The 26,488-nt window shown below is 72.4% G+C and carries 28 protein-coding genes and 1 pseudogene; 7 read left to right on the forward strand and 22 right to left on the reverse strand.

Going from position 1 to position 26,488, the window contains the following annotated elements; all coding sequences use genetic code 11:
• Window positions 1-18 precede the first annotated feature (18 nt).
• A complete protein-coding gene (locus ACLQ2N_RS12435; RefSeq protein ID WP_425812080.1) occupies window positions 19-873 on the forward strand; it encodes a M23 family metallopeptidase in 855 nt (284 codons plus the stop codon).
• Here the strand turns inward: ACLQ2N_RS12435 and ACLQ2N_RS12440 are convergent.
• The gene (locus ACLQ2N_RS12440) at window positions 861-1,472 is read right to left on the reverse strand and encodes a dihydrofolate reductase family protein (protein WP_425812082.1); all 612 of its coding nucleotides are present in this window, start codon (window positions 1,470-1,472) and stop codon (window positions 861-863) included. The genes ACLQ2N_RS12435 and ACLQ2N_RS12440 overlap by 13 nt on opposite strands.
• A 302-nt stretch (window positions 1,473-1,774) precedes the next feature.
• Window positions 1,775-2,257 (reverse strand): hypothetical protein, encoded by a 483-nt coding sequence (locus tag ACLQ2N_RS12445; RefSeq protein ID WP_425812084.1) that lies wholly within the window; start codon window positions 2,255-2,257, stop codon window positions 1,775-1,777.
• Window positions 2,258-2,456: 199 nt separating this feature from the next.
• On the opposite strand from ACLQ2N_RS12445, the gene ACLQ2N_RS12450 reads away from it, so the two are divergent.
• The gene (locus ACLQ2N_RS12450; RefSeq protein WP_425812086.1) at window positions 2,457-3,005 is read left to right on the forward strand and encodes a YciI family protein; all 549 of its coding nucleotides are present in this window, start codon (window positions 2,457-2,459) and stop codon (window positions 3,003-3,005) included.
• Window positions 3,006-3,063: 58 nt separating this feature from the next.
• On the opposite strand, the gene ACLQ2N_RS12455 is transcribed toward ACLQ2N_RS12450, so the two are convergent.
• Window positions 3,064-4,533, reverse strand: coding sequence for an MFS transporter (locus ACLQ2N_RS12455; RefSeq protein ID WP_425812088.1), 1,470 nt, complete (start codon window positions 4,531-4,533; stop codon window positions 3,064-3,066).
• A gap of 157 nt (window positions 4,534-4,690) precedes the next feature.
• On the opposite strand from ACLQ2N_RS12455, the gene ACLQ2N_RS12460 reads away from it, so the two are divergent.
• Window positions 4,691-5,338 carry a TetR/AcrR family transcriptional regulator gene (locus tag ACLQ2N_RS12460; protein ID WP_425812360.1) on the forward strand — a complete coding sequence of 216 codons (648 nt, stop codon included), beginning with the start codon at window positions 4,691-4,693 and terminating at the stop codon, window positions 5,336-5,338.
• Window positions 5,339-5,349: 11 nt separating this feature from the next.
• On the opposite strand, the gene ACLQ2N_RS12465 is transcribed toward ACLQ2N_RS12460, so the two are convergent.
• The 5 genes from ACLQ2N_RS12465 to ACLQ2N_RS12485 form a co-directional block, all read right to left on the reverse strand.
• The gene (locus tag ACLQ2N_RS12465) at window positions 5,350-5,604 is read right to left on the reverse strand and encodes a DUF6332 family protein (RefSeq protein WP_425812090.1); all 255 of its coding nucleotides are present in this window, start codon (window positions 5,602-5,604) and stop codon (window positions 5,350-5,352) included.
• An 88-nt stretch (window positions 5,605-5,692) separates the two neighbouring features.
• The gene (locus ACLQ2N_RS12470) at window positions 5,693-6,154 is read right to left on the reverse strand and encodes an iron chaperone (protein ID WP_425812092.1); all 462 of its coding nucleotides are present in this window, start codon (window positions 6,152-6,154) and stop codon (window positions 5,693-5,695) included.
• A gap of 48 nt (window positions 6,155-6,202) precedes the next feature.
• Entirely contained in the window at window positions 6,203-6,856 is a 654-nt protein-coding gene (locus ACLQ2N_RS12475; protein ID WP_425812094.1) for a glyoxalase, read from the reverse strand.
• Window positions 6,857-6,861: 5 nt separating this feature from the next.
• On the reverse strand, window positions 6,862-7,332 hold the full coding sequence (locus ACLQ2N_RS12480) for a helix-turn-helix domain-containing protein (protein ID WP_425812096.1): 471 nt from the start codon (window positions 7,330-7,332) through the stop codon (window positions 6,862-6,864).
• 70 nt (window positions 7,333-7,402) lie between these two features.
• The gene (locus ACLQ2N_RS12485) at window positions 7,403-7,942 is read right to left on the reverse strand and encodes a CGNR zinc finger domain-containing protein (protein ID WP_425812098.1); all 540 of its coding nucleotides are present in this window, start codon (window positions 7,940-7,942) and stop codon (window positions 7,403-7,405) included.
• 152 nt (window positions 7,943-8,094) lie between these two features.
• On the opposite strand from ACLQ2N_RS12485, the gene ACLQ2N_RS12490 reads away from it, so the two are divergent.
• On the forward strand, window positions 8,095-9,387 hold the full coding sequence (locus ACLQ2N_RS12490) for an MFS transporter (RefSeq protein WP_425812100.1): 1,293 nt from the start codon (window positions 8,095-8,097) through the stop codon (window positions 9,385-9,387).
• Window positions 9,388-9,428: 41 nt separating this feature from the next.
• Here ACLQ2N_RS12490 and ACLQ2N_RS12495 read toward each other — a convergent pair whose 3' ends face one another.
• The 3 genes from ACLQ2N_RS12495 to ACLQ2N_RS12505 all read right to left on the reverse strand — a co-directional run bounded on the left by ACLQ2N_RS12495 (window position 9,429) and on the right by ACLQ2N_RS12505 (window position 12,597).
• A complete protein-coding gene (locus tag ACLQ2N_RS12495; protein WP_425812102.1) occupies window positions 9,429-10,094 on the reverse strand; it encodes a hypothetical protein in 666 nt (221 codons plus the stop codon).
• Between the two features lie 119 nt (window positions 10,095-10,213).
• Window positions 10,214-11,041: an SDR family NAD(P)-dependent oxidoreductase gene (locus ACLQ2N_RS12500; RefSeq protein WP_425812104.1), complete on the reverse strand. Its 828-nt coding sequence runs from the start codon at window positions 11,039-11,041 to the stop codon at window positions 10,214-10,216.
• Entirely contained in the window at window positions 11,038-12,597 is a 1,560-nt protein-coding gene (locus ACLQ2N_RS12505) for a DHA2 family efflux MFS transporter permease subunit (RefSeq protein WP_425812106.1), read from the reverse strand. The genes ACLQ2N_RS12500 and ACLQ2N_RS12505 overlap by 4 nt, the downstream gene beginning before the upstream one ends.
• A 138-nt stretch (window positions 12,598-12,735) precedes the next feature.
• Between ACLQ2N_RS12505 and ACLQ2N_RS12510 the strand changes: the two genes are divergently transcribed.
• From ACLQ2N_RS12510 to ACLQ2N_RS12520, 3 genes are all read left to right on the forward strand, one after another.
• Complete coding sequence (locus ACLQ2N_RS12510) at window positions 12,736-13,419, forward strand: TetR/AcrR family transcriptional regulator (RefSeq protein WP_425812108.1); 684 nt, start codon at window positions 12,736-12,738, stop codon at window positions 13,417-13,419.
• A 123-nt stretch (window positions 13,420-13,542) separates the two neighbouring features.
• Entirely contained in the window at window positions 13,543-14,259 is a 717-nt protein-coding gene (locus tag ACLQ2N_RS12515; RefSeq protein ID WP_425812110.1) for a response regulator transcription factor, read from the forward strand.
• Window positions 14,260-14,448: 189 nt separating this feature from the next.
• Window positions 14,449-15,672, forward strand: a complete 1,224-nt coding sequence (locus ACLQ2N_RS12520) for a cytochrome P450 (RefSeq protein ID WP_425812112.1) — start codon at window positions 14,449-14,451, stop codon at window positions 15,670-15,672.
• Window positions 15,673-15,739: 67 nt separating this feature from the next.
• Here ACLQ2N_RS12520 and ACLQ2N_RS12525 read toward each other — a convergent pair whose 3' ends face one another.
• From ACLQ2N_RS12525 to ACLQ2N_RS12575, 11 genes and pseudogenes are all read right to left on the reverse strand, one after another.
• On the reverse strand, window positions 15,740-16,579 hold the full coding sequence (locus ACLQ2N_RS12525) for an SDR family oxidoreductase (protein WP_425812114.1): 840 nt from the start codon (window positions 16,577-16,579) through the stop codon (window positions 15,740-15,742).
• On the reverse strand, window positions 16,576-17,244 hold the full coding sequence (locus tag ACLQ2N_RS12530; RefSeq protein WP_425812116.1) for a hypothetical protein: 669 nt from the start codon (window positions 17,242-17,244) through the stop codon (window positions 16,576-16,578). Before ACLQ2N_RS12530 ends, ACLQ2N_RS12525 begins: the two co-directional genes overlap by 4 nt.
• A 45-nt stretch (window positions 17,245-17,289) precedes the next feature.
• A complete protein-coding gene (locus tag ACLQ2N_RS12535) occupies window positions 17,290-18,531 on the reverse strand; it encodes an MFS transporter (RefSeq protein WP_425812118.1) in 1,242 nt (413 codons plus the stop codon).
• Window positions 18,528-19,493: an LLM class flavin-dependent oxidoreductase gene (locus ACLQ2N_RS12540; protein WP_425812120.1), complete on the reverse strand. Its 966-nt coding sequence runs from the start codon at window positions 19,491-19,493 to the stop codon at window positions 18,528-18,530. Before ACLQ2N_RS12540 ends, ACLQ2N_RS12535 begins: the two co-directional genes overlap by 4 nt.
• 29 nt (window positions 19,494-19,522) lie before the next feature.
• Window positions 19,523-21,480: pseudogene (locus ACLQ2N_RS12545) on the reverse strand (SDR family oxidoreductase).
• A complete protein-coding gene (locus tag ACLQ2N_RS12550) occupies window positions 21,477-22,415 on the reverse strand; it encodes an aromatase/cyclase (RefSeq protein ID WP_425812122.1) in 939 nt (312 codons plus the stop codon). The pseudogene ACLQ2N_RS12545 and the gene ACLQ2N_RS12550 overlap by 4 nt, the downstream one beginning before the upstream one ends.
• Before the next feature lie 38 nt (window positions 22,416-22,453).
• Window positions 22,454-23,239, reverse strand: coding sequence for a 3-oxoacyl-ACP reductase FabG (gene fabG, locus ACLQ2N_RS12555; protein ID WP_425812124.1), 786 nt, complete (start codon window positions 23,237-23,239; stop codon window positions 22,454-22,456).
• Window positions 23,240-23,248: 9 nt separating this feature from the next.
• Window positions 23,249-23,530, reverse strand: coding sequence for an acyl carrier protein (locus tag ACLQ2N_RS12560; protein ID WP_425812126.1), 282 nt, complete (start codon window positions 23,528-23,530; stop codon window positions 23,249-23,251).
• Window positions 23,531-23,633: 103 nt separating this feature from the next.
• Entirely contained in the window at window positions 23,634-24,860 is a 1,227-nt protein-coding gene (locus ACLQ2N_RS12565) for a ketosynthase chain-length factor (RefSeq protein WP_425812128.1), read from the reverse strand.
• Window positions 24,857-26,146 (reverse strand): beta-ketoacyl-[acyl-carrier-protein] synthase family protein, encoded by a 1,290-nt coding sequence (locus tag ACLQ2N_RS12570; protein ID WP_425812130.1) that lies wholly within the window; start codon window positions 26,144-26,146, stop codon window positions 24,857-24,859. The genes ACLQ2N_RS12565 and ACLQ2N_RS12570 overlap by 4 nt, the downstream gene beginning before the upstream one ends.
• A complete protein-coding gene (locus tag ACLQ2N_RS12575; RefSeq protein ID WP_018103046.1) occupies window positions 26,143-26,469 on the reverse strand; it encodes a TcmI family type II polyketide cyclase in 327 nt (108 codons plus the stop codon). The genes ACLQ2N_RS12570 and ACLQ2N_RS12575 overlap by 4 nt, the downstream gene beginning before the upstream one ends.
• Window positions 26,470-26,488: the final 19 nt, after the last annotated feature.

The following is a 26,488-nucleotide window of genomic DNA, read 5'->3' on the forward strand; positions in this document are numbered from 1 at the left end:
GCGTGCAAGGGGGAGAGCATGGCCGCGGACCGATGGAAGATCGCCGCGAAGGTCCAGTACGCGCTCTGGGTGATCTTCTTCGCCCAGGTCGTCGTCGGGCTCTTCGTGAAGCTGCCGTACGACTACTGGCTGAGCTGGCTCCCGGCGCTCGGTGCGTGGGGGATCGGCCTGGTGACAGCCCGCTCCGCCCGCCACCGGATCAAGACCCGGCCCCTGGCGCCCGTCGCGGTGGCGCCCCCGGTCACCGGCCGCTGGTGCGCGGTCAACAGCCCGGCCGACAAGGTCCCGAGCCATGGAACTCACGGCCTGGCGCAGACCTACGCCATCGACATCGTGGCCGAGCCGGCGGGCGGGCCCGCCCGCCCCGTCCCCGTCTGGTTCTGGCCCGTCGCCCGGCGCAACCGGGACTACCCCGCCTTCGGCGCCCCCTTGTACGCGGTCGCCGGCGCGACCGTCGTGCACGCGGAGGACGGCCAGCGCGACCACCTGAGCCGCAGCTCGCTCGCCGGGGTCCTGTACTTCTGGCTGGTCGAGGGGGTGGGCAGGATCATGGGCGGCAGCCGTCGCGTCGTGGGCAACCACATAGTCCTCGACCTGGGCGGCGGAACGTACGCCATGTACGCGCACGTCCAGCACGGCTCCCTGCGCGTCCGTCCGGGCGACGAGGTCGAGCCGGGCCGCCTGCTCGGCCGCTGCGGCAACTCGGGCAACTCGACCGAGCCCCATGTGCACTTCCAGCTGATGGACGGACCCGACCTGGAGACGGCGCGCGGCATTCCGTTCACCTGGCATGGAGTCGGTGTGCCGGGCGGCGGTGAGACGTTCACCGTCGACGCGGACGCCACTGCCCCGTTGCGGCCTCAGGACGCCTGACCGGGACCACCGGCGTCCGGCCCGCCGGCTACGCCGGGCGGTGCGTCGAGGACGGTGGGGGCGTACTCCAGCAGCTGGAGCCGGCCGTCGAAGGTGCGGCTCTCGACCAGATCGAGGCGGACGTCGGGGTAGGCGTCGAAGATCCGTTCCCGCCCGGTGGCCCCGGTGATGACCGGAAAGACGACGACGCGGAAGCGGTCCACGAGACCGGCCGTGAGCAGCGCCCTGCACAGGCTGAGACTGCCGAGCGTACGCAGCGGACGCGTCTCGCCCTTCTTCATCTCCCGCACGGCCTCGACGGCGTCGCCCCTGACGAGCTCGGTGTTCTTCCAGACGAGAGGCGGTTCCAGAGTGGAGGAGAACACCACCTTCGGCATGGCGTTCAGCTCGGCGAAGCCGGGGTCGTCGGGTGCTTGGGCGGCGAACCCGGACATCAGCCGGTAGGTCGTGGCGCCCATCAGACTGACGTGCCGCTTCTCGCCCTCACTGTCGATCCAGGCGAGATACTCGGGACCCTCCCTTCCCCAGAACCCGGGCCAGCCCTCTGCGGACGCGTATCCGTCGAGCGAGATGATGAAGTCCACCATGAGACGGGCCATCGGACTGTCCTTTCACGATCGCGTGTGTCCTAGTGATGACCGCCGCCGCCCCGCGAACTCATCGCCGGCCGGACGCCGACGCTCAACGGCCGGCTTTCTGGGCGGGCGGTACGACACTCGCCTGTCGGCTGCCGTCCGCCTGGGCGAACGACAGACGTCTCCGCGACAGGTCGATGTCCAGACACGCCCCCGGCCCCGGTATCAGTCCCCGTTCGCACGAGCACGCCATGTCCGATGCCTTCAGGGTCCCGTGGACCCAGGACGTGTGCCCGGTGCGGGGCGGGCCGGGCTGATCCCCGGGGTCACCAACGGTGTGGACGACGGGTGGCGGCGAGGAGTACCGCAACCACCATGACCATGGCCAGGGCGATCGCGAGGTGGGCTGCCCAGGCGCCTGCCGGGGTGGGGCCGCCCCAGGCGTGGGAGGTGTCCTCGCCCGCCGTCGCCAGCGGGTACAGCAGGCCGCGGGTGAGGAGAAGGAGCACCGAGGGGGAGGCCAGGGCGAAGGCGAGGACGTTCGCCGGGAGGCCGCGGAGGGCCGGGCCGACGACGGTGCGGAAGCGGTCCGGTGCGTGCGGAATGGGTGCGTCCGCCCGGGGCGCGGTCGCCCCGGCGAGGGAGGCGAGGCGTCGCTGGAGCCGTCCGGCGGCGGACGCGTTGCCTGTTACGGCCAGTACCAGGGCGAGGACGGTTGCGGGCAGGGCCAGCAGCGCGTGGACCAGCAGCAGGGCCGCCCGCCGCGGCAGCGGACGGCGTGCGGGGAGGGCGTCGGGTGCGAGCGTCATGGGGAGCCCCTTCTCGGGTTCGGTGCGATGACCGGACGGTAGGGGTACGGCCGCGCCGACGGCGTCATACCGGGGAGCCAACCCGGCAGTCAGACCTCGGTAGCACTGCCGGTCTTCTCCGGTCCGAGCCGCCCGCACCGCGCACCCGGAGCCCGAAACCGGTTGAGCGGGCGCCGTCGACGCGGAAGGGTCTGTGTTCATGGAGTACTTCTGCTACCACCGAGACCGGCCGGACTCCCTCGCCCTGCGCGAACAGCTGCTGGAGGAGCACTGGTCCTACATGGACCGGTACGCGAAGGAGCTGATCGCCCGGGGCCCGACCTTCGCCGCTGACGGTGAGACACCCACCGGAAGCGTGCACATCGTCGACCTCCCCGACGCGGCCACCGCCCGGGCGTTCGCCTTCGACGAGCCCAACTACCAGGCAGGTGTCTACCGGGACGTGCTGATCCGGCGTTGGCGCAACGCGCTGGGCCGCACCATGTGGGACTTTCCCGGGGGTGCGGAAGACGGCAACCGCTACCTCGTGATCGGCCTCGGCGAAGGCCCCGCCGCCGACCTCGCCCTGCCGCCCGCCCGGGACGACCTGATCGCGTACGGGCCGCTGCTGTCCGACGACGGAGGGACATGGCTCGGCACTGCCTGCCTGCTCAGGGCCGCAGGCCCGGACGAGGCACGTGCCGTCCTCACAGCGGACCGGTACGCGGACATCGAGGTCCACAACTGGGAGTCCGGCGGACGCCGATGAATCCGCTGCTGCCGGCAGCCGAGCCCGGGACCGACGGGCTCGGCTGCCGGAGCGGGCATCAGGCGGGTTCCTCGACGGGGTGTTCCTCGACGCTGTGGGAGTCGGTCAGGCTCAGCGCGCCGCCGGCGGCGATCAGGCCGACGACGACGGCGAGCAGCGCGTAGGTGATCCGTTCGCCGTGGAAGAAGGACGCGACGAGATCGCCGCTCCACACCCCGGCGGGGAGCGACGTGGTGACCAGGGCGGCGATCAGCGTGCCGACCACAGCGGTCCCGACACTGGAACCGACCTCCTGGGCGGTGTCGTTCAGGGCGGCGGCGACCGAGGTGCGGTTGTCGGGCATCGCGTCCACGAGGGCCACCGCGCAGATCGTCATCACGGTGCGCAGCCCCACGGTCATGAGCACCATGCACACCGCGATGACGGCGTACCCGTGCTCGACGCCCCAGGCGAGACCGGCGAGCGACCCCGCCAGACAGGCCGCGCCCACCAGGCAGGCGATGCGGTGGCCGAAGCGCCGGGCGAGCCACTCGGACAGCGGGGTGGCCATGAGCATCGTCACGATGATGGGCAGGTTGGCCAGGCCGGCCCGGACCGGGCTCCATCCGTACGCGTACTGGAAGTGCAGGATCAGCCCGAACATCACACTGGCCATCGCGATGGACGTCCCGATCTGCGCGAGGGCGGCCCCCCGCACCGTGCCGTTCGAGAAGATCCGGAGATCCAGCATGGGCGCCGCGCTGCGCCGCTCGTGCCGGACGAAGGCGACCGCGGCCGCGACGGCGCCCACCACGGACGCCAGGGTGACGCCGGAGAGCCAGCCGTGCTCGACACCGCTGGTCAGCGAGTAGCAGGCGAGCCCGATGGCGGCGACGCTCAGCAGCGCGCCCGGCACGTCGAGCGCGTCCTTGGTCAGGTCCTCGGGGCGGTCGGCCGGTACGCCGAGCCGGACGCCGATGCACGCGATCAGCGCGATCGGGGCGTTGACGAGCAGCAGCCACTCCCACCGCACGTGCGCCAGCGCCGTACCGCCGAGCAGCGGGCCGAGGACGAAGCCGGACATGCCCACGATGATCATGACGGTCATCGCGCGCATCCGCAGCGCCTTGTCGTCGAACAGGCGGAAGACCAGGGAGTTCGTGATCGGAGCCATCGCGGCGGCGGCCACGCCGAGCGCGGCGCGCAGAGCGATCAGCTCGCCCGCGGTGGAGACGAGGGCGACGCACAGGCTGAGCGCCCCGAACACGGTGAGCCCGATGAGCAGCACCCGGCGCCGGCCGAGCCGGTCCGCCATCGATCCGGCGGTCAGCAGCAGGCCGCCGAACGTCAGTGAGTAGGCACCGGTGACCCACTGCAGCGCGGTCGTGCCGCTGCCCAGGTCGCGGCCGATCGTGGGCAGGGCGATGGACAGGAGGGTGTTGTCGACCATCTCGACGAAGAAGGCCAGGCACAGGGCGGCCAGGGGTATCCACGCCGCGCGCAGCGAGGGATAGGAGCGGGACCCGTTTCCGGGTGGGGCGGTGGTCATGGCGCGGTCCTTTCGATCGAACATCGTTCGGCTATCGAACGCCGTACGATGCGCTACGATAGAACAGCGTTCGATGAGATGCAAAGAGCGAGAGGGAGAGGCCATGGCACAGCAGCGGCGCTGGTCCGAGGGGGGGCGCCGCCGGGCTTCGCACTCGATGGAGTCGGTGCTGACCGAGGCGGTGGCCCTGCTGGACGAGGCCGGCGCGCCGGCACTGACGTTCCGCGCGCTCGCGCAGCGCCTGGGCGGCGGCGTCGCCAGCATCTACTGGTATGTCGCGAGCAAGGACGAACTGCTCGACCGCGCCACCGACCATGTGATGGGCACGGTCCTCGCCGAGATCGAGAAGCTTCCGGAGGGCGACGACCCCATCGACGACCTTCGCGCGATGGCCGTGACGCTGTTCGACGCGGTCGCGGAGAGGCCCTGGCTCGGCGCGTACTTCATGCGCAACACCGATGTGCAGAGCAATTCCCTGCGCGTGTACGAGAAGCTGGGCCGGCAGACGCTTCGCCTGAAGCTCGACGCGCGTCAGCGGTTCCACGCCGTCTCCGCGGTCGTCGGGGTCGTGGTCGGCTCCGCCGTCGACATGGGGCAGGAGCCGCCCCAGGAGATCCTCGACGGCGCCGTGGACCGCGAGGATTACCTCGGCCGGTTCGCCACGGCCTGGCGGGGGCTCGATCCGGAGGACTACCCCTTCGTCCACGAGATCGTCGACGAGTTCGACGGCCACGACGACGTGGACCAGTTCCGCTCCGCGCTCGACCTGACCCTGGCCGGCCTGCGCCTGCAGGCCGGAGCGTAGACCGGAACGGCTCAGTGGCCCTGACGGCGCCGCGCATCGAACCGGCGCAGCACCCGCACCACGCGCCACACCCCGGCCGCCGCTCCGAGCAGCGCACCTCCGGTCACTGTGTGTTCCCGCGCCGGGCCGGTGACGTCGAACGCCAGGGCGAGGGCGAAGGACGCGGCGAAGACGACTGCCCCCAGCATGGCGGCCGTCACGAGAGCGAAGACGATCTCCACCGTCATCGCGTCCTTCTCCCACCGCGACTCGCGCCCCATGTCCATGGCGCAAGTCTCGCATCGCGTTCGGCCCCTGCCGCCGGATCGTCCGTGATCCGGCGGCAGGGGCCGACCGCGGGGGAGTGCGGGAAGCTCAGCCCGCCGCCTTCCGGACGAGCGCGGTGATCTGCTCCTCGGCGGCGGCGGTCAGCTCGGTGAGGGCGTACGCGGCCGGCCACATCACGCCGTCGTCCAACGCGGCCTGGTCGCTGAAGCCCAGCGTCGCGTACCTCGACTTGAACTTCTCCGCGCTCTGGAAGTGACAGACGACCTTGCCGTCCCTGGCGTACGCGGGCATGCCGTACCAGAGCTTCGGCGCCAGCTCCGGAGCCGCCTCTCTGATGATCTTGTGGATGCGCTCGGCGAGGGTGCGGTCGGCGTCCTGCATCTCGGAGATCTTGGCGAGGACGTCCTGCTCCGCCGCCGCCTCCTTCTCGGCCCGTGACGCACCGCGCCGCGAAGCCGCCTTCTTCTCCTCGCGCGCGTGCTCCTTCATCGCGGCCCGCTCATCGGCGGTGAATCCGCTGTAGTTCTCGGAGGACTTCGACATCGGCATGGCAGGGAGTTCCTTTCGTACGGGTACGGCGAAGAGCGGGCGTGCGGGTCAGGCGCGGTCGGCGGAGGCGACGGGCTCCCAGGCGAAGCCGTCCGGGTCGGTGAAGGCGTCGGTGGTGCCGCCGAGGACGATCCGGTGGGACCCGGTCGCGTCGTCCGGGACGCCGAGGTCCTTGGCGAGGGCGCGGCGCTTGTACAGGGCCAGCTTGACGGCGGAGGACTCGCCGGGCAGGAACTCCGCGTACTTCCCGCCGAAGCTCTTGCCCACGGCCAGACCCCGGCCCACGTAGAACTGCTTGGTGGCCTTCACGTCCTGGACGCCGAGCAGAAGGACGAACTCGTCGATTTCGCGGGTGGCCGGACCGGTGTCCTTCTTGGACGAGGTCGCGATCTTCCAGATCGTTCCGTCCGGGGCCTGTACGACGCCGCCGTACCCCCACAGCGACTTGGCGGCCGGCTTCAGCACGGTGGCCCCGGCGTCGACCGCGGACGCGACGAAGCCGTCGACGGTGGCCGGCCCGGACACGGTGAGCGCCAGGGTGAAGCCGCGGAACCCGGAGTCCTGGACCTGGCGGGCCCTCAGCCGGATGTATGTGTCCACACCGAAGGCGGCGTAGAAACGGCGGGCCTCCTCGACGTCGGCCACCTCAAGGGTGACGGAGGAGAGCGAGCCGGCGGGCTTGGTGTCAGTGGTGGTGTCCATGAACTTCACGTTAGTTTCCGGGCGGGTGCCGGGGCTTCTTGATTCCTGACCGCTCTCGCGACCCGTTGCGCCAGGCAGGCCGGCAGTCCCTCGATGCCGGGCGCCACCGCCCCGTTCTCCGCGAGGCGGCGGAAGCGCTCCGGTGTCAGGCCGACCAGTTCGGTGAAGCGGGCGGTGAATATCCCCGGCGTCGCGCAGCCGACTGCCGCGCACACGGCGTCGACGCCGAGGTCCCCCCGTAGCAGGAGTGTCGCGCGGTCCACGCGACGAGCCGTCAGATAGGCGTACGGGGACTGCCCGTAGACGGTCCGGAACCGCCGGCTCAGGCAGCCGGGCGCCATGCCCGCCCTGCGGGCGAGCGCCACCACGTCCAGCGGCGCGGCGTAGGTCCGGTCGATCAGATCGCGGACGCGGCGCATCCGGGCCGCCTCGGCCGGGCGCTGCCCCGGGGTGCTTCGTACGGGTGAGATGTCCATGTCGAACAGGCTAGGTACGCCCCGGCGGCCCCTGCTTCTCGATTCCTGACGAGCCCGGCCGGACGCCTCGTCAGACGGCCTGCCGCTTCCGCGTGGCGTAGGTGCGGGACTTGTTGCGGTTGCCGCACACCTTCATCGAGCACCAGCGGCGGCTGCGGTTCTTCGAGACGTCCCAGAACGCCCAGGCGCAGGTGTGCTCCGCGCAGCGCTTGAGCCGGGCGGCGTCGCCGGTGGTGACCAGTTCGTTCCAGGCGATGGCCAGGGCGGCCAGGGGCCGGCGCGCCGGCGGCAGGCCGGGGGCGGCGGTGAGCGAGCCCCTCGCGGTGACCAGGACCGGGTGTGCGGCGAGCACCCGCTCGGCGGCGGCGAGCAGCACGGGGTCGGGGGTGTCGCCCACGTGCGCGCCCAGCTCCTCCCTGAGGCCCGCGCGCAGCGCGAGGTAGTCGGCGTGCACGTCCGCCGAGAGCTCTGCGGAGGTGTCGAGCAGGCCGCGTCCGGCGAGCCAGGCGGACAACCCGGCGGCGGTGGCGATCTCGTCGCTCGCCTCCTCCACGTCGACCGTGTTGGCGAAGGCTTCGACCAGGACGGCCGGGGCCGGCTGCTCCAGCATGCGCGTCACTCCTTCCACACGAGCGCCATTCTACCGGCTATCGGTTTTACCGGTTGCGCGGCGCGGGCGGCGTGGGGCACAGTTTTCTCACCGGCTAAAGCATTAGGCGGTGAGGCGGCGTGCTGGTGAGACGACCAGGGGGATGGACGGCCATGACCACAACAGCGCCCGGACGAACGGGCACCACGAGGGTGCAGCACGACATCCGGACCCGCCCCGGTCGCGGGAACACCGCCGTCCTGGTCGCCTTCACCGCCGCGACCAACCTCGCCGACGGTGTGATGAGGACGGCCCTGCCCCTGCTCGCCGCCCAGCTCACCGGCTCACCCGCGCAGGTCACCGCCGTCTCCCTGACCCTCACGCTGCCGTGGCTCCTCATCGCCCTGCACATCGGCGTCCTCGTGGACCGCTTCGACCGCCGCCGGCTGCTCTGGACGGCGAACGGCATGCGCGTGGCCGCGATGGGCTGGCTCACCATCGCCGCCCTCACCGGCGGCGTCGCGCTCCCCGTGCTCCTCGCCGCCGGTGCGGTCCTCGGCGTCGCCGACGTGGCGGCCTCGACCTCGGCAACCGCCCTGGTCCCGGCCGCGGTGCCGCCCGCCGGGCGGGAACGGGCCAACGCCTGGATGGTGGGCGCGGAGACCGTCGGACAGGAGTTCGCCGGTCCCTTCGTCGGAGGGCTGCTCCTGGCCGCCGGAACCGGCCTTGCCCTGGGTGTGACCGGCGCCTCCTACGCCCTCGCCGCCCTGTCCCTGCTCCTGCTCGTCGGCCGCTTCCGCCCCGCCGCACCCGCCCCGGACACGGCACCCGCATCGGTCAACAGCCGCATCGCCGAGGGCGTGCGTTTCCTCTGGAACGACCGCCTGCTGCGCACCCTGTCCCTGATCGTCGCCGTGCTCTCCGCCGTCTGGGGCGCCTGGCTGGCGCTCATGCCGCTCTACGCCCAGCGGGCCATGGGGCTCGGATCCCGTGAGTACGGGATCCTGCTCAGCGCCCTCGGCGTCGGCGGCCTGGTGGGCGCGCTGACGGTGACCTGGGCCAACCGGGTCCTCGGCGCCCGGCGCGCGATGTTCGCCGACCTGATCGGCACCATCGCGATGGTGGCGCTGCCCGCGCTCACGACGAGCCTCTGGGCGGTGGCGGCCGGCGCCTTCCTCGGCGGCATGGGAGGCACCCTCTGGTCGGTCAACGCCCGCACCCTTACGCAGCGCAGGGTGCCGGACGAGATGCTCGGCCGCTACGGCGCGGCGTCCCGCCTCTTCAACTTCGGCGCCATGCCGCTCGGCGCGGTCGTGGTGGGGCTCGTGGCCGAACTGGGCGGCATGCGCCTCGCGTTCGCCCTCTTCGCCGCCGCGACCGCCGTCACGCCGGTCCTCTTCATCCGCAACGTGCCCCGGATCGCCGCCGGACCGGTCGGCGTGAAGGCAGCCCCTCCCGTTTCATGAGGAGCCGGCCGAACGCGGTTGCGTGGCGCCCTCGTCCGACTTCACCGCGTACGGCGAGTCGGAGGGGTCGCGTCCGCGGGCAGGAGGGTGCGGTGGTGGCGGTAGAGGGTGCCGGTGCCGCCGAAGTCCTTGAGCACCGGGGCCCACACCGCCTCGATGTGGGCGACGGCCGGTTCTTCTGCGACCCACTCGGAGAAGCTCAGCACCTGGCCACCGTCCACGGCGATGTGGAGGTGCGCGGCAAGGGCGCCGGGGTAGGCCCGGTCGTCGCCCTCGGTCCGCTCCTCCCCCGCGAGCAGCCCGTCGAGCCAGGCGCGGGCGGCCTGTTCGTCCTCGGCGGGGAAGAACGCCGCCGGGAACGACTCCGGGACGGGCACCGGCTCCGCCACGGCCGTGCCGCGGACCGTGCGGTAGTGCCGGAACACCCGGGAGACGGTGCCCGCACCGTCCGGAGAGCCGGTGGCCGGGATCAGGTCCTCGGCGTCCCACTGGGCGTAGGTGAGGACGGAGTCGTCGTCACCGCTGGTGTACACGGTCAGGGAGAGCAGCCCGGGCGGCCACGGTGCGCGGCGCGCGTCGGCGACGGCCTGCTCGGCGGTCCGCCGGGTGTGGTCCGGTCCTCGGGTGGCGACGGTGGTGACGAGGACGGCCGCGCTGCGCGGATCGTCGAGGACGGCCCGTACGGGGTCGGCGGACACGTAGGACATGGTGGCGGCTCCTGGGAGTCGGGAGGGGAAGGAGGGGCGGCAGGTGCGGGCGCCCTCTCAGTCTCCGTCCGGCCTCGTCCGATTCCCAGGGCCGCCGTTGCAGGTCTTCGTCAGGAGTGTCAACTCCCCGCAAGGAGGCGGTCGGTGAGGCCGCGCAGCCGGTGTGCGGCCGCGGGGTCGAAGGCGGGGGTGCCGACCGGAATGCGATGACCCTCGACGAAGGCGCTGAGCGCTTCGGCGGGGGGTTTGTCGATGGCGTCGATGATCGGCGGCAACGCCGCCTCGACGGGCTTCGCGTGCCGCTGCATCGACCGGATGTGAGTGAGTGTCGCGGCGTCGTACTCACCGGAGAAGCCGGTTGCCGTGACCCCGGGGTGGATCAGCACGTAACGGATTCCGGCCGGGCCGTACTGCTCGGCGTAGGCGACGCCCAGCAGGTCGTTGAGCTTCCCGCCGTGACCGAGCGCGGCCCCGCCGTGGTAGCCGCGGCTGAGCTGGAGATCGTCCCACTGGACGATGTCGAGCCCGGCGCCCGGACCGGCCACGTTGACGACGACCGGATGCCGTGCCCGGGAGAGCGGCTCGGCGAGGGCCTGGCCCAGCACGTGGCGGCTCAGGTAGAAGAGCGCGAAGTTCTCCTCGTACCCCTCCGCGGTCTCCGTGCGGCGGAAACGGTAGTGGCGGGCGCAGAGCACCAGCGCGTCGACCGTCGGGAACGCGGCGCGGATCTCCTCGGCGGCACGGGAGGTCTCCTTCAGCAGGCTGAGATCGGCCGCGACGAAGAAGGCCCGCTCGGCGGCGCCCGCCTCACCCGCCGTGTCGAGGAACCGGCGGCCCTTCTCCGGGTTCCGGCCGATGACGACCACCGTGTCGCCCCGGCCCAGGTACACCTCTGCCAGAGCCTTGCCGATGCCGTCGGTACCACCGGCGATGACCAGAGTGCTCATTCGCCCTCTCCCAGCGTGCGAACGGATGTGGCGGAGATCCCCGGGGATGGGGCCTTTGCGGGCGGGCTTCCGGCGGACAGGGCCGGTGAGGGAACGGCCTCGCCGCCCTGGGGCTCCAAAAGAGGAGCGGCCTCGTCCGCACCGCCCGGCGGCGTGGCCGCGGGGCGGCCCGGCAGCAGGGTCGCCGCCCCCAGGACGAGGACGAGCACCACGGACACCGTCCAGTACGCGGCGTGGAATCCGCGGACCGGGCCCCCGTCGCCCGCGGTCTGCATCACGAGCGCCACGACGGCGATGCCGATCGACGCCCCGAGCTGGTTGAGCATGTAGAGCACCGAGCTCCCCTGCGGCACCAGTGGCCCGGGCAGGGTGCGGTAGAGGGAGGCGATCGTGGGAGCGCCGATCGCGCCGAGCCCCACGCCGATGGCGAACGCGGCGACGGCCGGCCACACTTCGGACGTGCCCGCCCCGATCCGGGTGAAGGCCAGGGCGCTCAGCAGCGCGAGAGCGCCGCCCACCCATACGAGGCTCCGCGAGCCGACCCGGTCCGAGAGCCGGCCGGTGACCGGCATGGACAGGGCCGACCCGATGCCGAGCGGGGCGAGCAGCAGGGCCGCCTCGAAGGTGCTCCGGCCCTGGACCTGCTGGTGGTAGAGGGGCAGGGCGAAGAGGCTGGCGAACGTGGCGAGCCCGACGAGCGAGCCGACCGTCACGCTGGCGGCGAAGCTGCCGCGCTTGAACAGGCGCAGGTCGATCAGGGGCGCGGCCGCACCCTCGCCGCGTCGTCGCAGGGCGTGGAACCCGTATCCGCCCAGCAGCAGGAGGGAGAGCACCAGCGGCACCAGCACCGACGGGACGGCGAACGCGGCCTGTTCGGCGGCCTGCGAGAGCGCGAGGACACCGGCTGCGACGCCCGGTCCGATCAGGGCGAGTCCGAGGATGTCGAGCTTGCCGGCGGACGACTTCCCGGCGGGGGAGTCGCCGGGCACGAACGTGAGGGCGAGTACCAGGGCGACGAGGCCGATCGGGACGTTGACCAGGAACATCCAGCGCCAGCCGGTGCCCTGCAGGATGATGCCGCCGACGACCGGCCCGAACACCGGGCCGCTGGAGCCGACGATCCCCATCAGCCCCATGACGCGTCCGGCGCGGGCGGGCCCGGAGGCGCGGGCGAGCAGCGTGAGCATCAGCGGGTCGAGCAGACCGGCCCCCAGGCCCTGCACGACGCGGAAGACGATGAGGCTGGGGGCGTTCCAGGCGAGGCCGGAGGCGACCGAGCCGACGAGGAAGACGACGAGGCCGAGCAGCCACAGCCTCCGTCCGCCGAACCGGTCGACCGCCCACGTGGTGACGGGGATCGAGACGGTGAGCGCGAGCAGATAGCTGGTGGACACCCAGCTGATGGTGGACAGCGAGGTGTCGAAGTCCCGGGCGAGGGTGTCGGCCGCGACGGCGATCATCGAGCCGTCGAGGATTCCCATGATTCCGCCCAACAGGATCACGCCGATCAGCCGCCGCAGGGCGGGATCCAGACGTTCGTCCTGTGCATGCGCCATGACTGTCTCCGGTGAGATCGAGCGAGAATTGCACTGGCGAGTGCAGAGTAGGGCACCCGCGCGTTCCGTTTCAACGGAACAGGGCAGTTGTTTGTACTCGCTGGTGCATTTATGCGGGCTGGTGGGTACGATGGCGGGGTGAGCGGAACGAGCACCCCCAAGGCCCCGTCGCGAGGCCGCATCGACAAGCGGCAGGCGATCCTGAGCGCCGCATTCACCGTCTTCGCCCAGCGGGGCTACGCCCGCGCCTGCATGGAGGAGATCGCCGAGGTCGCGGGGGTCGCCAAGCACACGGTCTACAACCACCTCGGCGACAAGCAGAACGTCTTCCGCAGTGCGATGGAGGCCGCGGCCGACGATGTGATGGCGCAGAACCTCGCCGTCGTCGATCTGTTCACCGCCGAGAGCGGTGCGGATGCCGGGCCGGGGGACGGCGACGGGGCCGCCCGGCTCGAAGACCTGGCGTACCGCTTGCTGTTGCGATGTTGCAACGAGCAGTCCTGGGCGCTGCGGCGCCTGCTCTACGCGGAGATCGGCCAGTTCCCCGACCTGCTGGAGATCGTCTGGGGGCGTGGTGCGAGCCGGCTCAAGGAGGCGCTGGCCGACCGGCTGGCCCGGCTCGCCCTGTCCGGCCGGCTGAGGTCCTGCGATCCGGCGGAGGCGGCCGAGCACTTCCTCGCCCTGCTGACCGGCCCGATGGAGGCCCGCTCGCGGCTCGGCACCCGAGCCGTGCCGGAGGCGGAGGTCCGGCAGGTGGCACGCTCGGCGGTCAGCGCCTTCCTCGGAGCTTACGGGGCGTCAAATCCCTTGATGAGTTCATGAGTTGACGCGTTCCGGCAGGTTCGAACGGTCGTACGCGAAGCGGTCATGAACGTCCGTGAACGCTTCTTTAAGACCCTCGACACGTGCCATCGGATCCCGGGCCGCGCGGAGACCATCGTCTGCGTGCGCGCACCCGATCGGATCAAGGGAGACATCGTGCAGATTCTCGTGGTGGAGGACTCACACAACAGCGACGGCGAACTGACCCGGGCACTGGAACGCCACGGGTACGGCGTCGTCTCCGCCGGCAACGGCACGGCGGCACTGGACGCACATCGTGGTGCGGACCTCGTCCTGCTCGACCTCGGCCTGCCCGACATCGACGGCCTGGAAGTCTGCCGGCGCATCCGCGAGGACGCGGAGACACCGGTCATCGCGTTCACGGACAGCGGCAGCGAACTCGACCGCGTCCTGGCCCTGCGGAGCGGCGCGGACGACTGCCTCGACAAACCCTACGAATTCCGCGAACTGGTGGCGCGCATCGAGGCCGTGACCAGGCGCAGGAACGCCCGGCCGGGATTACGGGAGTCCATGACGGTCCTCTCGATCGGAACGCTGCGCATCAATGCCGCGTCCCGTGAGGTCCTGTTGCGCGGAAGTCCCGTCGATCTCACTCGCAAGGAATTCGACCTGCTCTACTATCTCGCCCGGCACTCCGAGAGCGTGGTCAGCCGGCAACGGCTGATGACCGAGATCTGGGAGGACCCGATGCCGCACCTGCTCGGGTCCCGGGCGACCCGCACCGTCGACACCCATGTGAGCTCCCTGCGCAGCAAGCTGGGCCGGAGCAGCTGGATAAGGACCGTGCGCGGCGTGGGGTTCAGGGTCGGACACGAGTGAAACCCCCGCGCGGCGGGCCGGCGGACTCCGTGATCCGTCGGCCCACCGCCGCCCCTGTCCCGCCGCTTTTCCTTTTCCTGACAACGAATTGCAGAGAAGTGATGAACCGGCTGACCGGGACGGAAAACGGCGGAATCTAGAGTCGGCAGGGTTCGCGCACTGGTTCACCTCACAGACGGAGACCGTCCGATGACGACGACCGATTCCGGGAATTCCCTCTCCTCCTGCCCTTACCACGCCTCCGGCTTCACCTCCGAGCGCCTCGAACTCGATCCGGCCTACGCCAGGCTGCGGAGCGAGGAGCCCGTCACGCGCGTCACGATGCCGCACGGCGGCGACGCCTGGCTGGTGACCCGGTACGCGGACGTACGCGCCGCGCTCTCCGACCCCCGGCTGAGCAGGGCCGCCGCCGTCGGCAAGGACGTCCCCCGGTCCAGCCCGCTGATCCAGCAGGCCGATTCCCTCCTCAGCATGGACCCGCCGGAGCACACACGCCTGCGCCGGCTCGCCGCGAAGGCGTTCACCGCACGGCAGGTGTCCGCCGTCCGGCCGCGGGTGCAGTCGGTCATCGACTCCCTCGTGGACGCCCTGGAGGAGTCGGGTCCCCCGGCCGACCTGGCCGCCGGCCTGGCCTGGCCCATGGGCATCACGGTCATCTGCGAGACCTTCGGCATACCGCAGGAGGAGCGCGGCCGGTTCCGCGAGTGGACCGACGCGATGATGGCGCTGACGGTCGCCGATCCCGCGACCATCCAGGCGGCGCGGGACAGCCTCGACGGCTACCTGCGGGAGCTGATCGCGCGCCGGATCGCCGAGCCCGGCGACGACCTGCTCAGCCGCCTGGTCACCTCGCGCGAGGACGGAGACCGGCTGACCGAGAACGAACTCGGCGTGTTCGCCGTGGATCTGCTCACCGCGGGGCACGAGACGACCGCCAACCAGACCGGCAATTTCCTCTACACCCTGCTGTCCCGGCCCCCGCTGTGGGAGTCCCTGGTCAAGGACCCGGCCCTGGTCCCCGCGGCGGTCGAGGAACTGCTGCGGTACACCCCCCTGGCCACCAGCGTGGCGCCGTTCTCCCGGATCGCCGTGGAGGACTTCGAGCTCGCCGGGCAACTGGTGCGCGCCGGTGACGCGGTCGTCGCGCAGACCGACTCCGCCAACCGGGACGGGACCGTGTTCGAGAACCCGGAGGAGCTGGACTTCAGCCGGGAGACCAACCCGCACGTGGCGTTCGGGCACGGGGCGCACCACTGCCCCGCGGCCCCGCTCGCCCGGCTCGAACTGCAGACGGTCCTGGCGACCTTGGCACGGCGGCTGCCGGGCCTGCGGCTCGCGGTGCCGGCCGACGAGGTGGAGTGGAACAGCAACCGGGTGATGCGGGGGGTCACGCGCCTGCCCGTCGAGTGGTAGTGCCAAAACGGCCGCAAGCGGCGCCCCCGCCAAGGCGGGCGCCGCTCACGCCTGGGCCGTGGCCGGTTCAGCGGAAGGCTTCGGCGTTCTCCTCGGCCCACTGCGCGAAGGGGAGCGTCGGGCGGCCCAGCACGGCCGGCACGTCGTCGTAGGTCCGCTGCGGCCGTCCGTCCCGCGCCGCCTGGTACGCGACGAGTGTGGCGGCGACCGGTTCGGGCACGAAGGCGGTGAGCTCCTTCCGGTACTCCTCGGGCGTGATCAGCCGCACCGCGACGTCCCGGCCCGCTGCCGCCGCGACGAGCTCCGCCTGCTGCCGCGCCGAGAGGGACTGGGGGCCGGTGATGCGCAGAGTGGCGCCCCGGTGGGCCTCGTCCGCAAGCGCGCGCACCGCGACGGCGGCGATGTCCGTCTCGTGGATCGGCTCGCTGTGGGCCTCGGGATAGGCGAGCCGCAGGGGGCGCCCCTCCCGTATGTCCTGCGCCCACTGGAGGGCGTTGGTGGCGAACCCGCCGGCCCTGACGAACGTCCAGCCGATCCCCGAGGCCCGCAGCACGTCCTCCACGAGCAGGTGCTGCTGCGCGATCGGACTCGTGTCCGCCCCCTGGCTGTCGATGGCGAGAGAGGAGAGCAGCACGATGTGCCCGACTCCGGCCGCCGCCGCGGCCTCGGTCAGACGGGCGGCACCGGCCGGCTGGGCGTACAGGAAGATCTTCTGCACGCCGTGGAGGGCCTCGCGCAGGCCCTGCGGCGCGGCCAGGTCGAGCCGCACCCGCTCCACTTCGTCGGGCAGTGCGGTCAGGGACGCCGGGTCGGCGCTCGCCGCCCGCACCTTCTCACCGGCGGCGAGCAGTCCGCGTACGACGGCGGCGCCGACCCGGCCGCGTGCTCCGGTCACCAGGATGGTCATGTGTCGCTCCTGTCAGGGGTGATGCCGTGGTGGAGGTGGAAGCGGCGGAAGCCGATGGGGCGTACGCCGGGGGTGGCACCGGTGGCCCGGAGGGTGGCTGCGCGGCCCGCGCCCTCCAGGAAGGCCAGATGCGCCTCGTCACTGGTCCATTCCGCGTAGTTGAGGACCCGGCTGCCGTCCGTGCTCGCGTGGAAGTGGGCGCTGAGCATGCCCTCGCGCTCCTCCTCCGGTGCGTCGGTGACGGCCCGCGCCACGGACCCGATGATCCGCTCCTGTGCGTCGGCTCCGTCGACGTCGAAGGTGGCGACGACGACGGCCCCGGGGGGCGTGCCGGTGCCGTCCAGGACCACGCTGGTGTGCAGTCGGTAGGAGACGGCCGCGGCCGCCGCCGGGCCCCGGAGCGTCCGGACGAGGCCGTGGTGGGCGGTGGGCCGCGTGGCCTGGACGTAGGTGAGGACGGTGTCGCCGTCCGTTCCCAGATAGGCGTGGAACGAGAGCAGGCCGTCGGGCCACACGGCTGCGGCCCACCGGTCGGACACCTCTTCCAGCAGGGCGCGGGCGGCGTCACGTCCGGGAGCGTGCCAGTGGGTGATGTGGACCGAGGCGGCGTCCGGGCGCGCGATGTCGGGGCCGCGGCGCGCGGCGGCCCGGGGCTCAGCGCCCACGGGGCTGCTCGCGGACGGTGACGGCGAGCGGCGGTGCGGAGCGGGTCATGCGGGTTCCTTCCGTGAGGGCGGGCCGGGACGTCCGTCGCGGAGCCCGGGGAGAGCGGCGGCCAGGCCCGCGGCCGCCACGACCGCCAGCACGGCGAGGGCCGGGCGCCGGTCGTCGAAGGCGGTCAGGAGCCAGGCGGTGAGCGGGATGAGCAGGACCGCGCCGAGCTGCACGGCCATCTGGTAGAGCGGGATCGCCGTGGCGCGACGCGACGGCGGTACGGACCCGGCGGCCCGCATGTTGAGCGCGGCGAAGGAGAGTACGAATCCCGCGCCGACCAGGAGCAGCACGGGCAGCGTGCGGGTGAGGTACGCGTCCGAGGGGGGCCGCCACACGGCGAGCAGGTATCCCAGCAGAGGTGCCGCGGCGCCCAGCGCGATGAGCCGCCCCGTTCCGTGGCGACGGACCAGGGAGCCGGCGAACGGCACGGCCACGGCGAGCGGCACGCAGGCGGGCAGCAGCGCCAGCGCACTCGTCCAGGGCGACAGCGCGAGCCGGCCCTGCATCTGGAAGGTGAGCAGGAACAGCAGCCCGTGGTAGGCGCCGTTCAGTGTGGCCGCCCCCAGACCGGTGCGCAGCAGTACCCGCTCGTGCCCCGACGGTCCCGGCGCGTCCGGGGCCGAAGCCGCCGGGCGGTGGTCGCCGGGCGGCGGGGCGGTGACCTCGTGGGGGACGAGCCGCAGCCCCCACAGCAGGAGGACGAGGGCGACGGGGGCCGGGAGGAGGAAGATCCAGCGCCAGCCCGCCTCCAGGAGCGCTCCGGACACGAGGAGCCCGGCCGTGAACCCCGCGGCCCCGAAGGCGGAATACACCGAGACGGCACGGCGCCGCTCCGGCCCCTCGGGGTAGGCCGTGCCGATGATGGCGAGCCCCATCGGCGCCGTGAGCGCCGCGCACGCGCCCTTGACCACCCGGGTCGCGACGAGCAGGGCGGGCCCGTCCGCGAGCCCGCCCGCGACCGACGCCAGCGCGAAGCCGAGCATCGCGGCGAAGTAGACGCGCCGCCTGCCGAACCGGGCGGCGAGCCGCGGCCCGGTGGTCAGCAGGGCCGCGAACCCGAGGGCGAAGCCGCTCATGAGCCATTGCACGGTCAGCAGCGACAGGCCCAGGTCGTTCCCGATGACCGGCAGGGCGACCAGGACGAGCGACACCTCGGTCGCGTCCAGGACCATGTTGCCGGAGAGGACGAGGAGCAGACCCCACGCCTGCCCGGTGGAAGCGCGTCCGGTCGTGTTCACGGCAGGAGGCGCGGCAGTTGTTCGGTGACCAGCTCCAGGTTCTCGGCGACCAGGTCGTCCGGCATCCCGGCGATGCTCGCCCAGAAGATGAGGTGCTTCACGGGCAGGCCCGCGGTCAGCTCCTTGATGCGGACGGCGGCGTCCTCGGGGGTGAGGATGTCGAGCAGTCCGCGCCGGTCCTCGGCGTCCGGGTCGCGCAGATCCTCGAGGGTCAGTGGCGGCGGGCCTTCGAAAGCCGTTCCCTGGAGGGCCCCTTGACGGTAGGAGTTCACCTGGTGGACCAGGTGGGGGCCGATGCGGTGCCAGGCGGCCTCGGGGTCCCGGGAGAGCAGGAGCGGGAGCAGATCGCTCACGCGGGCGGTCTCCGGGTCGTGGCCGCCTTCGACCAGTCCCTCGCGGTACTGCCCGAAGCGCTCACGGTTGATGTGCAGCAGCCCGACGCCCAGCCGGCCGGCCAGCCGGGCGCCGCGAGGCCCGTAGAAGCCGCCCCACACCGGTGGCGGGTCCTGGATCGGCAGGGGAGTGATCTCCCGCTCCCGCCAGAGGCGGAGGATCTCCGTCATGCGTTCCTCGGTCCGTGCGAAGCGGTGACCGAAGTTGGCGTCGAAGAGCGCGTACTCGGGCACGCGGTAGCCGGCCCCGAGCCCGAGTTCGAGCCGGCCGCCGCTGAGCAGGTCCACGACCGCGGCCTGTTCGGCGATGTCGACGGGGTGGTGCAGCGCCGGCAGGACGACGGAGGTGCCGATGCGCGCGCGGCGGGTGCGTGCGGCGACGGCCGCCGCGAAGGTGAGCGGCTGGGGCAGGTAGCCGTCCTCGAAGCGGTGGTGCTCGGTGAACCACAGACCGCCCACGCCCCGGCGGTCCGCTTCCTCACAGAACTCCAGGGTCCGCGCGTAGTGGTCTGCCCAGGGCCGGTGCCACTGGTCGGGGTTGCGCAGGTCGAAGAGGAGTCCGACGTCCATGACAGATGCCTTTCGAGAGGGGACAGCCCTTAGCCGAGGAGGGTGCCGCCGGTGGCGTCGACGAAGGAGCCGGTGATCCAGCGGGCCTCGCCGGTGGCGAGGAAGGTGACGACGTCGGCGACGTCCCCGGCCTCTCCCACGCGCTGGAAGGCGGACAGCTTGGCCATCTCCGCCACGGCTTCGGGGATGCCGAAGACGGGACTCCCGTTGTCGGTGATCCCGGGCGCCACGCTGTTGATGGTGATGCCGCGGGGGGCGAGCTGCCGCGCCAGGTGGAGGGTGAGCTGCTCGATGGCTCCCTTGGTCATGGCGTACGCCACCTGCTCGGGGTTGGCGACCCGGGTCAGGCCCGAGGAGATGTTGACGATCCTGCCCCCCTCGGGGATCGACGGCAGGGCGCGCTGCACCAGGAAGTACGGTGCCTTGGCGTTGACGGCGAAGAAGCGGTCGAACTGCTCCGGGGTGACGTCCTCGGGGGCGACGCCGTTCTGGGTGGTCTCGCCCGCGTTGTTGACGAGGATGTCGAGAGTGGTCTCGCCGGTCCGCTCCTTCAGCCCGCGTTCCAGGCCGAGGAAGAGTTCGTGGACGTCGCCGGGCACGCCGAGTTCGACGCGGACGGTGAAGCCGTGGCCGCCCTCCCCCTCGATGGTCGCCAGGGTCGCGTCGGCCGACTTCCGGTCGTGCGCGTAATGGACGGCGACGAGGGCGCCCTCGCGGGCCAGCCGGATCGCGATGGCGCGTCCGATGCCCCGGCTCGACCCGGTGACGAGTGCGGTCTTTCCTTCGAGCCTGTTGCTCATGGTCAGCTCCCTGTGGATGCGGGCGGTCGGGGGGTGTCGAGCCCGGTGACGACCCGGGCGAGATGGCGGCGTACGGTGCCCAGGCGCAGGAGTCCGGCGACGACCTCACGCACGCCGTCCACCTCGGGGCCGCCGAGCAGCAGCCGTGCCTGGGCCCGGATGCCGGTGAGGGCGCGGGCGGTCACCGGGTGCCGTTCCCGGTGGTACGCGTCGAGCTCGTCGTCGCCGGCGCGGCCGGTGACGCGGGCGGCGAGGCGGGGACCGAGGGCGGCGGCGTCCTGGAGGCCCAGGTTGAGCGCCTGGCCGCCCACCGGCATCTGGACGTGGGCGGCGTCACCGGCGAGGAGGACCCGGCCGCGCCGGTAGGCGGTGGCCTGCCGGCTGGTGTTGTCGAACGCGTTCAGCCACAACGGCGTGCCGTGGCCTATGTCCTCGCCGGTGACCTCGGCCCAGGCGGCGGTGACCTCCGCGAAGGACGGCGGACCGGTGCGCCGGGCGGGCGGCGCACCGAAGACGTGGACCATCACCCGGGTGGAGCCGTCGGGCCAGCGGTGCGCCGTGGCCAGCCCGTGCGGGTGCCGTTCGAAGCGGCGGTCCGGTACGTCGATGCCGGCCACGTCGGCACGCAGCATCTCCAGCGTCCCGTCCTCGCCGGTGAGTTCGAAGCCGCCGAGACGCCGGACCGTGCTGTGTTCGCCGTCGCAGCCGACGACGAACGCGGCCGTGGTGCTGTGCGCGGTGCCGTCGGTGCCGGTGTGGGCGACCTCCACGCGGTGGGGATGGGCCGTGAGCCCCGTGACCCGGTGTCCGCGCCGGACGTGGGCCCCGAGGCCGGTGGCCCAGAGTTGCAGGACGGCCTCCAGCCGGGTCTGGGGGCACTTCCACTGCCCGGCGTGCGGGTGGCCGGGCTCCGCTTCGGCGAGATCGAGGCGGAGCCCGCCGAAGTGGCCGGGCCCGCCGTCCGGCAGGGCGCCCAGGCGCCGGAGCACGCCGCGGTCCTCCAGGATCTCCAGGGTGCGGCTGTGCAGGGTGGAGGCCCGGGACTCCGTGGCGGGCTCCACGAGCCGCTCCAGGACGGTCACCCGGGCACCGCCCAGGCGCAGTTCTCCGGCGAGGAGGAGCCCGACGGGCCCGGCGCCGACGACGACCACGTCGGCCGCCGGGACCTCGGCCGCCGGCCCGGTCAACGCCGGGCTTCCGCGTACTGCTTGGCGTGGCCCAGCGTGGCGCGGCTGTTGCCGCCGAGGGCGTCGCGGATGTAGGCGCGGGCCTCCGGGACACCGGCGTCCTCGCCGAGGATCTCGGTGATCTTCTCCGCGTTGAGGACGACGGTGTGCTGGGAGGTGGCGGTGGTGACTCCGTCGGCGTCCTCTTCCAGCTGCCAGTAGCCGGTGTGCAGGGTGAGCAGTCCGGGCAGCGTCGTCTGCTTGTAGGCGATCCGGCGGTACGGGAAGCAGACCCGGACGGATTCGGTGGTGTGGGTCGACCCGTCCTCGGTCCGGGTGTCCAGCCGCAGGATCTGGAGGCCGGGGGCGTTCTCCGTGAGCCGGACCCCGGCGACGTGCGGGAGCCGCTCGGACCAGAGCGTGGCCTCGTTGAGGAAGTCGTACACGTCCTTGGCGGAGCCCTCGACGCGTACGGAGTCCTCGAAGGAGAGGGACAGCCCGGCGTCGGTGGCGCCCAGTTCGAGGTTCGCCTTGAGCCCGGGCAGCTCGGCCCGGCTGTTGCGGTCGACGGCCCGGTCGATCCAGGCCAGCTTCTCCGGGTCGTCGTCCACGGCCCGGTACTCGTGGAGGAGGCGGACGCGGGTCTCGCCCTCGGCGAGCGGCTCGATGACCCACGTCCCGGTCATCTCGGCGACGGGATGGGCCGGGATCTCCTGCCAGAAGCGGATCCGCAGGCCCTCGGGGTCGAGGACGCGGATGGAGGTCCAGCTCTTGGCCTCGCCGTTGGCGGTGGCCCAGATCCGGATGCGCTCCTGGTCGCCGTCGGCCTCCAGCTGCTCGACGTGGACGGAGGGCGGGAAGAGGCGGGGCCAGTTCTCGACCTCGGCGAGCAGCCGGTAGACCTCGGAGGCGGCGGCCCGGACAGTGATTTCGTGCTCGACCTCGCGGGTCGTCATGGTGAATTCTCCTGTGGTTGAGGCGATGTGGGGGCGAGTCAGAAGTTGCCGAGGCCGCCGCAGACGTTGAGGGCCTGCGCGGTGATGGAGGCGGCGGTGTCGGACACCAGATAGCCGACGAGACCGGCGACCTCCTCGGGGGTGGAGTAGCGGCCGAGCGGGATCTTGGCGTTGAACCTCTCCAGGACCGCGTCCTCGGTGGTCTCGTAGGCGGCGGCGTAGCCTTCGCGTACGCGCTGGGCCATCGGCGTCTCCACATAGCCGGGGCAGACGGCGTTGACGGTGATCCCGGTCGGGGCCAGTTCGTTGCCGAGTGCCTTGGTGAAGCCGACCACGCCGTGCTTGGAGGCCGAGTAGGGGGCGCCGAGGACGACGCCCTGCTTGCCGGCGGTGGACGCGATGTTGATGATCCGGCCCCGGTCCTTCTGCCGCAGGCCACCTGCGTTCAGGACTTCCCGGGTGACGCGGAAGACGCTGGTGAGGTTGGTGTCGATGACGTCCTCCCAGAGGTCGTCGGCGATGTCCGCGGTCACGCCTCCGCCGCTGCGGCCGGCGTTGTTGACGAGGACGTCGACCGTGCCGTAGCGGTCCACGGCCGCTCCGACGAACGTGCGCACGTCGTCGGCGGACCGGACGTCCAGGGTGGTGCCGTCGACGTCCAGCCCCTCCGCCCGCAGTTCCTTGACGGTGGCGGCGACGTTGTCGCCGTTACGGGCCCCGATGAAGACCCGGTGGCCCTGGCCGGCGAGCAGCCGGGCGACGGCGAGGCCGATGCCGCTGGTGGCGCCGGTGACGAGGGCCACGGGGCCGGTGTGCTGGCTCATGAGGTCTCCTCAGACGGTGCGGGCCGCGGACAGCTGCGCGTTGACCACGTCGATCAGCGCGCGGGGGGTGTCTGCGTCGGTCAGGGTGTCGTCGTCCAGCGCGATGCCGTACTCGCGCTCGATCCGGCCGCCCGTCTCCAGCAGGGCGAGCGACTCGTAGCCGAGGGCGTCGAAGGTGGTGTCGAGGATGTCGGCGTCGAGGTCGACCCCCTCCTCGGCGCCGGCGGCCTCCCGGAGGATGCGGCGCAGGTCGTCCAGGACGAAGACGGTGTGGGTACCGGGCACGGACATGGCGGAGCCTTTCGTGGCGTGGGGGCGTTACGGACGGTGGTGCGGCGCGCAGCAGCGGCCGGCGCCGGTGGTCGGGGGAGCGGGGGCGCGGCGTACGGGCGCGTCACCCCGCGCCGTCGGTGCGGCGCACGACGAGGGCGGAGTTGAAGCCGCCCTGTCCACGGGCGAGGACCAGTGCGGTGCGCAGCGAGGCGGGACGGGGGCGGGGCCCGACGAGGTCGATCTCGTACCGCTCGGCGAGGGTGGAGCCGACGGTCGGCGGAATGACACCGTCCCGCAGGGAGAGCAGAGCGGTGGCGACGTCGAGCGGCGCCGCGCCGGAGTACAGCCGGCCGGTCATCGTCTTGGGGGCGGTGACCGGCACCCCGCGCGGCCCGAAGACCTTGGTGAGTGCCTCGGCCTCCGCCCGGTCGAGTTCCGGGACGGCGGCGGCGTCGGCGAACACGACGTCGACGTCGGCCGGTTCGGTCCCGGCGTCGGCCAGGGCCAGTTCGATCGCACGCTGGAGCCCGGGGGCCCGCCCGCTGCCGGGGCGCGGGTCCATCGTGGCGGCGTGGCCGGTGATCTCCCCGTATACCCGGGGGGCGTTCCGGCGGCGGGCGTGCTCGGCGTCCTCGACGACGAGGATGGCCCCTCCCTCTCCCGGCACGTGCCCGGAGGCTTCGCTGTCGAAGGGGAGGTAGGCGCGCTCGGGGTCGTCGGATGTGGTGAGCCGGCCTCCGGCGATCTGCGCCACCCATCCCCAGGAGCACAGGGAGGCGTCCACGGCGCCGGCGATCAGGACGGGGGTTCCCTTACGGACCTGGCGCCGGGCCTGGGCGAGGGCGTCGAGGCCGCCGGCCTGGTCGCTGACGACGACGCTGCTCGGGCCCCGGGCACCGGTGCGGATGGAGATCTGCCCGCTGTTGACCGCGTAGAACCAGGCGAACGACTGGTAGGCCGAGACGTAGCTGCCGCCCTTGCTCCACAGGGCCTTGAGCTCGTTCTGGCCGAACTCGAAGCCGCCGGAGTGGCCGGCGGTGATCACGCCGACGTCGTAGTCGGGCAGCTCGCCGGGGGTGACGTCCGCGTCCGCCAGGGCCCAGTCGGCTCCGACGAGCGAGATCCGCGTCATCCGGTCGGTCTGCGGCAGGAGCCGCCCCGGCAGCAGCTCCGCGGCTTCGAAGCCGCTGATCTCGCCGGCCAGCCGGGAGGGGTAGGACGCGGGGTCGAACCGGGTCAGCGGGGCGATGGCCCGCCGTCCCGCGAGGGTGGCCTGCCAGTAGGTCTCCAGGCCGAGTCCGTTGGGGGCGGCGACGCCGATTCCGGTGACGACCGTCCGGGCGCTCATCGGGTGCTCCGATCGGGGCGGGCGAGGACGACCGCGCTCTGGAAGCCGCCGAAGCCGCTGCCGACGGACAGCACCGCGTCGGTCCGCCGGTCGCGGGCGGTCAGGGGCACGTAGTCGAGGTCGCACTCGGGGTCGGGGTTGTGGAGGTTGGCCGTGGGCGGGACGACGTGGTGCTCCATCGCGAGCACGGACGCGGCGACCTCGATCGATCCGATGGCACCGAGTGAGTGGCCGACCATCGACTTGATGGAGGAGACGGGAGTCCGGTAGGCGTGCGCGCCCAGGCTCCGCTTGAACGCCGCGGTCTCGTGGCGGTCGTTCTGCTTCGTTCCGGAGCCGTGGGCGTTGATGTAGTCGATGTCCTCGGCGTCCAGCCGTGCCTCGTCCAGGGCCACCCGGATCGCCTCGGCCATCTCCTTGCCGTCGGGCCGCAGCCCGGTCATGTGGAAGGCGTTGGACCGGGTGGCGTAGCCGGCCACCTCGGCATAGATGTGGGCCCCTCTGCGCCGTGCGCCGGCGAGCTCCTCCAGGACGAAGACGGCGGCGCCCTCACCGAGGACGAAACCGTTGCGGCTGGAGTCGAAGGGGCGGGAGGCGTGTCCGGGGTCGTCGTTGCGGGGGGTGGTGGCCTTGATGGCGTCGAAGCAGGCCACCGTGATGGGGGAGATGGGGGCGTCGGTGGCGCCGGCCACCATCACGTCGGCCAGACCGTCCCTGATGACCCCGGCGGCGTGGCCGACGGCGTCCAGCCCGGAGGTGCACCCGGTGGAGACGACCGTGCCCGGGCCCTCGGCGCCGACGGCCCAGGCGACCTCCGTGGCGAAGGAGCTCGGGACCAGGAAGTTGTAGAGGTGCGGCACGGCGTAGCGGTGGTCGACCAGGTCGAGCCTGCCGCCGTCGCTGACCGTGCGGTACTCCTGGTCGAGGCCGGTGGTGGCGCCGACGGCGCTGCCGATGGTGACCCCGGTGCGCACGGGGTCCAGAGCCGTGAAGTCGAGCCCGCTGTCGTGCACGGCCTCGCGGGCGGTGACGACGGCGAACTGGGCGGCCCGGTCCATCCGCCTGACCTCCTGCGGGCCGAGCCCGGCGAGCTCGGGGTCGAAGTCGACCTCCGCCGCGACCTGGGAGCGGAACGGCGAGGGGTCGAAGAGGGAGATCCGTCGCGTCGCGGTCCGGCCGTCGGAGATCAGCCGCCAGAAGTCCTTGGTGCCGAGGCCGCCGGGAGCGGTGACGCCCACCCCGGTGATGACGACACGGCGTTCCTGTCCGGGCGGGGTGGCGGTCACGTGGCGCTCCAGTGGTAGAAGCGCTGGGCCAGGGCATCGGCCGGCGAGCGCCAGGTGGCGGGGTCGTAGGCCGCGATGTGGGGCTTGAGGTCGTCGCTGATGCCGATGAACCGGCTGTCCGACTTGGCGGCCTCGATGCGCTCGCCGCCGTCCTCGCCGTCGAAGTCCTGCAGGTGGAAGTAGAGCCCGCGGTACGCGAACAGCTGGCGGCGGCGGGTGCCCATCCGGTGCGGCATGTCGGTGGTGTCGAACTCGCCGAAGAGACGGGCGACTTCGTCGGCGCTTCCGATCTCCATCCGGGCGACGATGAGGTTGCTGTGCATGGTGGCCTCTCTGAGAGCG

The organism is Streptomyces sp. DT224 (genome assembly GCF_049844595.1).
Classification (GTDB): Bacteria; Actinomycetota; Actinomycetes; order Streptomycetales; family Streptomycetaceae; genus Streptomyces.

Coding starts and splice junctions, on each gene's coding strand:
- ACLQ2N_RS12435 (WP_425812080.1), top strand. CDS start 19: ATGGCCGCGGACCGATGGAAGATCGCCGCGAAGGTCCAGTACGCGCTC.
- ACLQ2N_RS12440 (WP_425812082.1), bottom strand. CDS start 1,472: ATGGCCCGTCTCATGGTGGACTTCATCATCTCGCTCGACGGATACGCG.
- ACLQ2N_RS12445 (WP_425812084.1), bottom strand. CDS start 2,257: ATGACGCTCGCACCCGACGCCCTCCCCGCACGCCGTCCGCTGCCGCGG.
- ACLQ2N_RS12450 (WP_425812086.1), top strand. CDS start 2,457: ATGGAGTACTTCTGCTACCACCGAGACCGGCCGGACTCCCTCGCCCTG.
- ACLQ2N_RS12455 (WP_425812088.1), bottom strand. CDS start 4,533: ATGACCACCGCCCCACCCGGAAACGGGTCCCGCTCCTATCCCTCGCTG.
- ACLQ2N_RS12460 (WP_425812360.1), top strand. CDS start 4,691: ATGGAGTCGGTGCTGACCGAGGCGGTGGCCCTGCTGGACGAGGCCGGC.
- ACLQ2N_RS12465 (WP_425812090.1), bottom strand. CDS start 5,604: ATGGACATGGGGCGCGAGTCGCGGTGGGAGAAGGACGCGATGACGGTG.
- ACLQ2N_RS12470 (WP_425812092.1), bottom strand. CDS start 6,154: ATGCCGATGTCGAAGTCCTCCGAGAACTACAGCGGATTCACCGCCGAT.
- ACLQ2N_RS12475 (WP_425812094.1), bottom strand. CDS start 6,856: ATGGACACCACCACTGACACCAAGCCCGCCGGCTCGCTCTCCTCCGTC.
- ACLQ2N_RS12480 (WP_425812096.1), bottom strand. CDS start 7,332: ATGGACATCTCACCCGTACGAAGCACCCCGGGGCAGCGCCCGGCCGAG.
- ACLQ2N_RS12485 (WP_425812098.1), bottom strand. CDS start 7,942: ATGCTGGAGCAGCCGGCCCCGGCCGTCCTGGTCGAAGCCTTCGCCAAC.
- ACLQ2N_RS12490 (WP_425812100.1), top strand. CDS start 8,095: ATGACCACAACAGCGCCCGGACGAACGGGCACCACGAGGGTGCAGCAC.
- ACLQ2N_RS12495 (WP_425812102.1), bottom strand. CDS start 10,094: ATGTCCTACGTGTCCGCCGACCCCGTACGGGCCGTCCTCGACGATCCG.
- ACLQ2N_RS12500 (WP_425812104.1), bottom strand. CDS start 11,041: ATGAGCACTCTGGTCATCGCCGGTGGTACCGACGGCATCGGCAAGGCT.
- ACLQ2N_RS12505 (WP_425812106.1), bottom strand. CDS start 12,597: ATGGCGCATGCACAGGACGAACGTCTGGATCCCGCCCTGCGGCGGCTG.
- ACLQ2N_RS12520 (WP_425812112.1), top strand. CDS start 14,449: ATGACGACGACCGATTCCGGGAATTCCCTCTCCTCCTGCCCTTACCAC.
- ACLQ2N_RS12525 (WP_425812114.1), bottom strand. CDS start 16,579: ATGACCATCCTGGTGACCGGAGCACGCGGCCGGGTCGGCGCCGCCGTC.
- ACLQ2N_RS12540 (WP_425812120.1), bottom strand. CDS start 19,493: ATGGACGTCGGACTCCTCTTCGACCTGCGCAACCCCGACCAGTGGCAC.
- ACLQ2N_RS12550 (WP_425812122.1), bottom strand. CDS start 22,415: ATGACGACCCGCGAGGTCGAGCACGAAATCACTGTCCGGGCCGCCGCC.
- fabG (WP_425812124.1), bottom strand. CDS start 23,239: ATGAGCCAGCACACCGGCCCCGTGGCCCTCGTCACCGGCGCCACCAGC.
- ACLQ2N_RS12560 (WP_425812126.1), bottom strand. CDS start 23,530: ATGTCCGTGCCCGGTACCCACACCGTCTTCGTCCTGGACGACCTGCGC.
- ACLQ2N_RS12565 (WP_425812128.1), bottom strand. CDS start 24,860: ATGAGCGCCCGGACGGTCGTCACCGGAATCGGCGTCGCCGCCCCCAAC.
- ACLQ2N_RS12575 (WP_018103046.1), bottom strand. CDS start 26,469: ATGCACAGCAACCTCATCGTCGCCCGGATGGAGATCGGAAGCGCCGAC.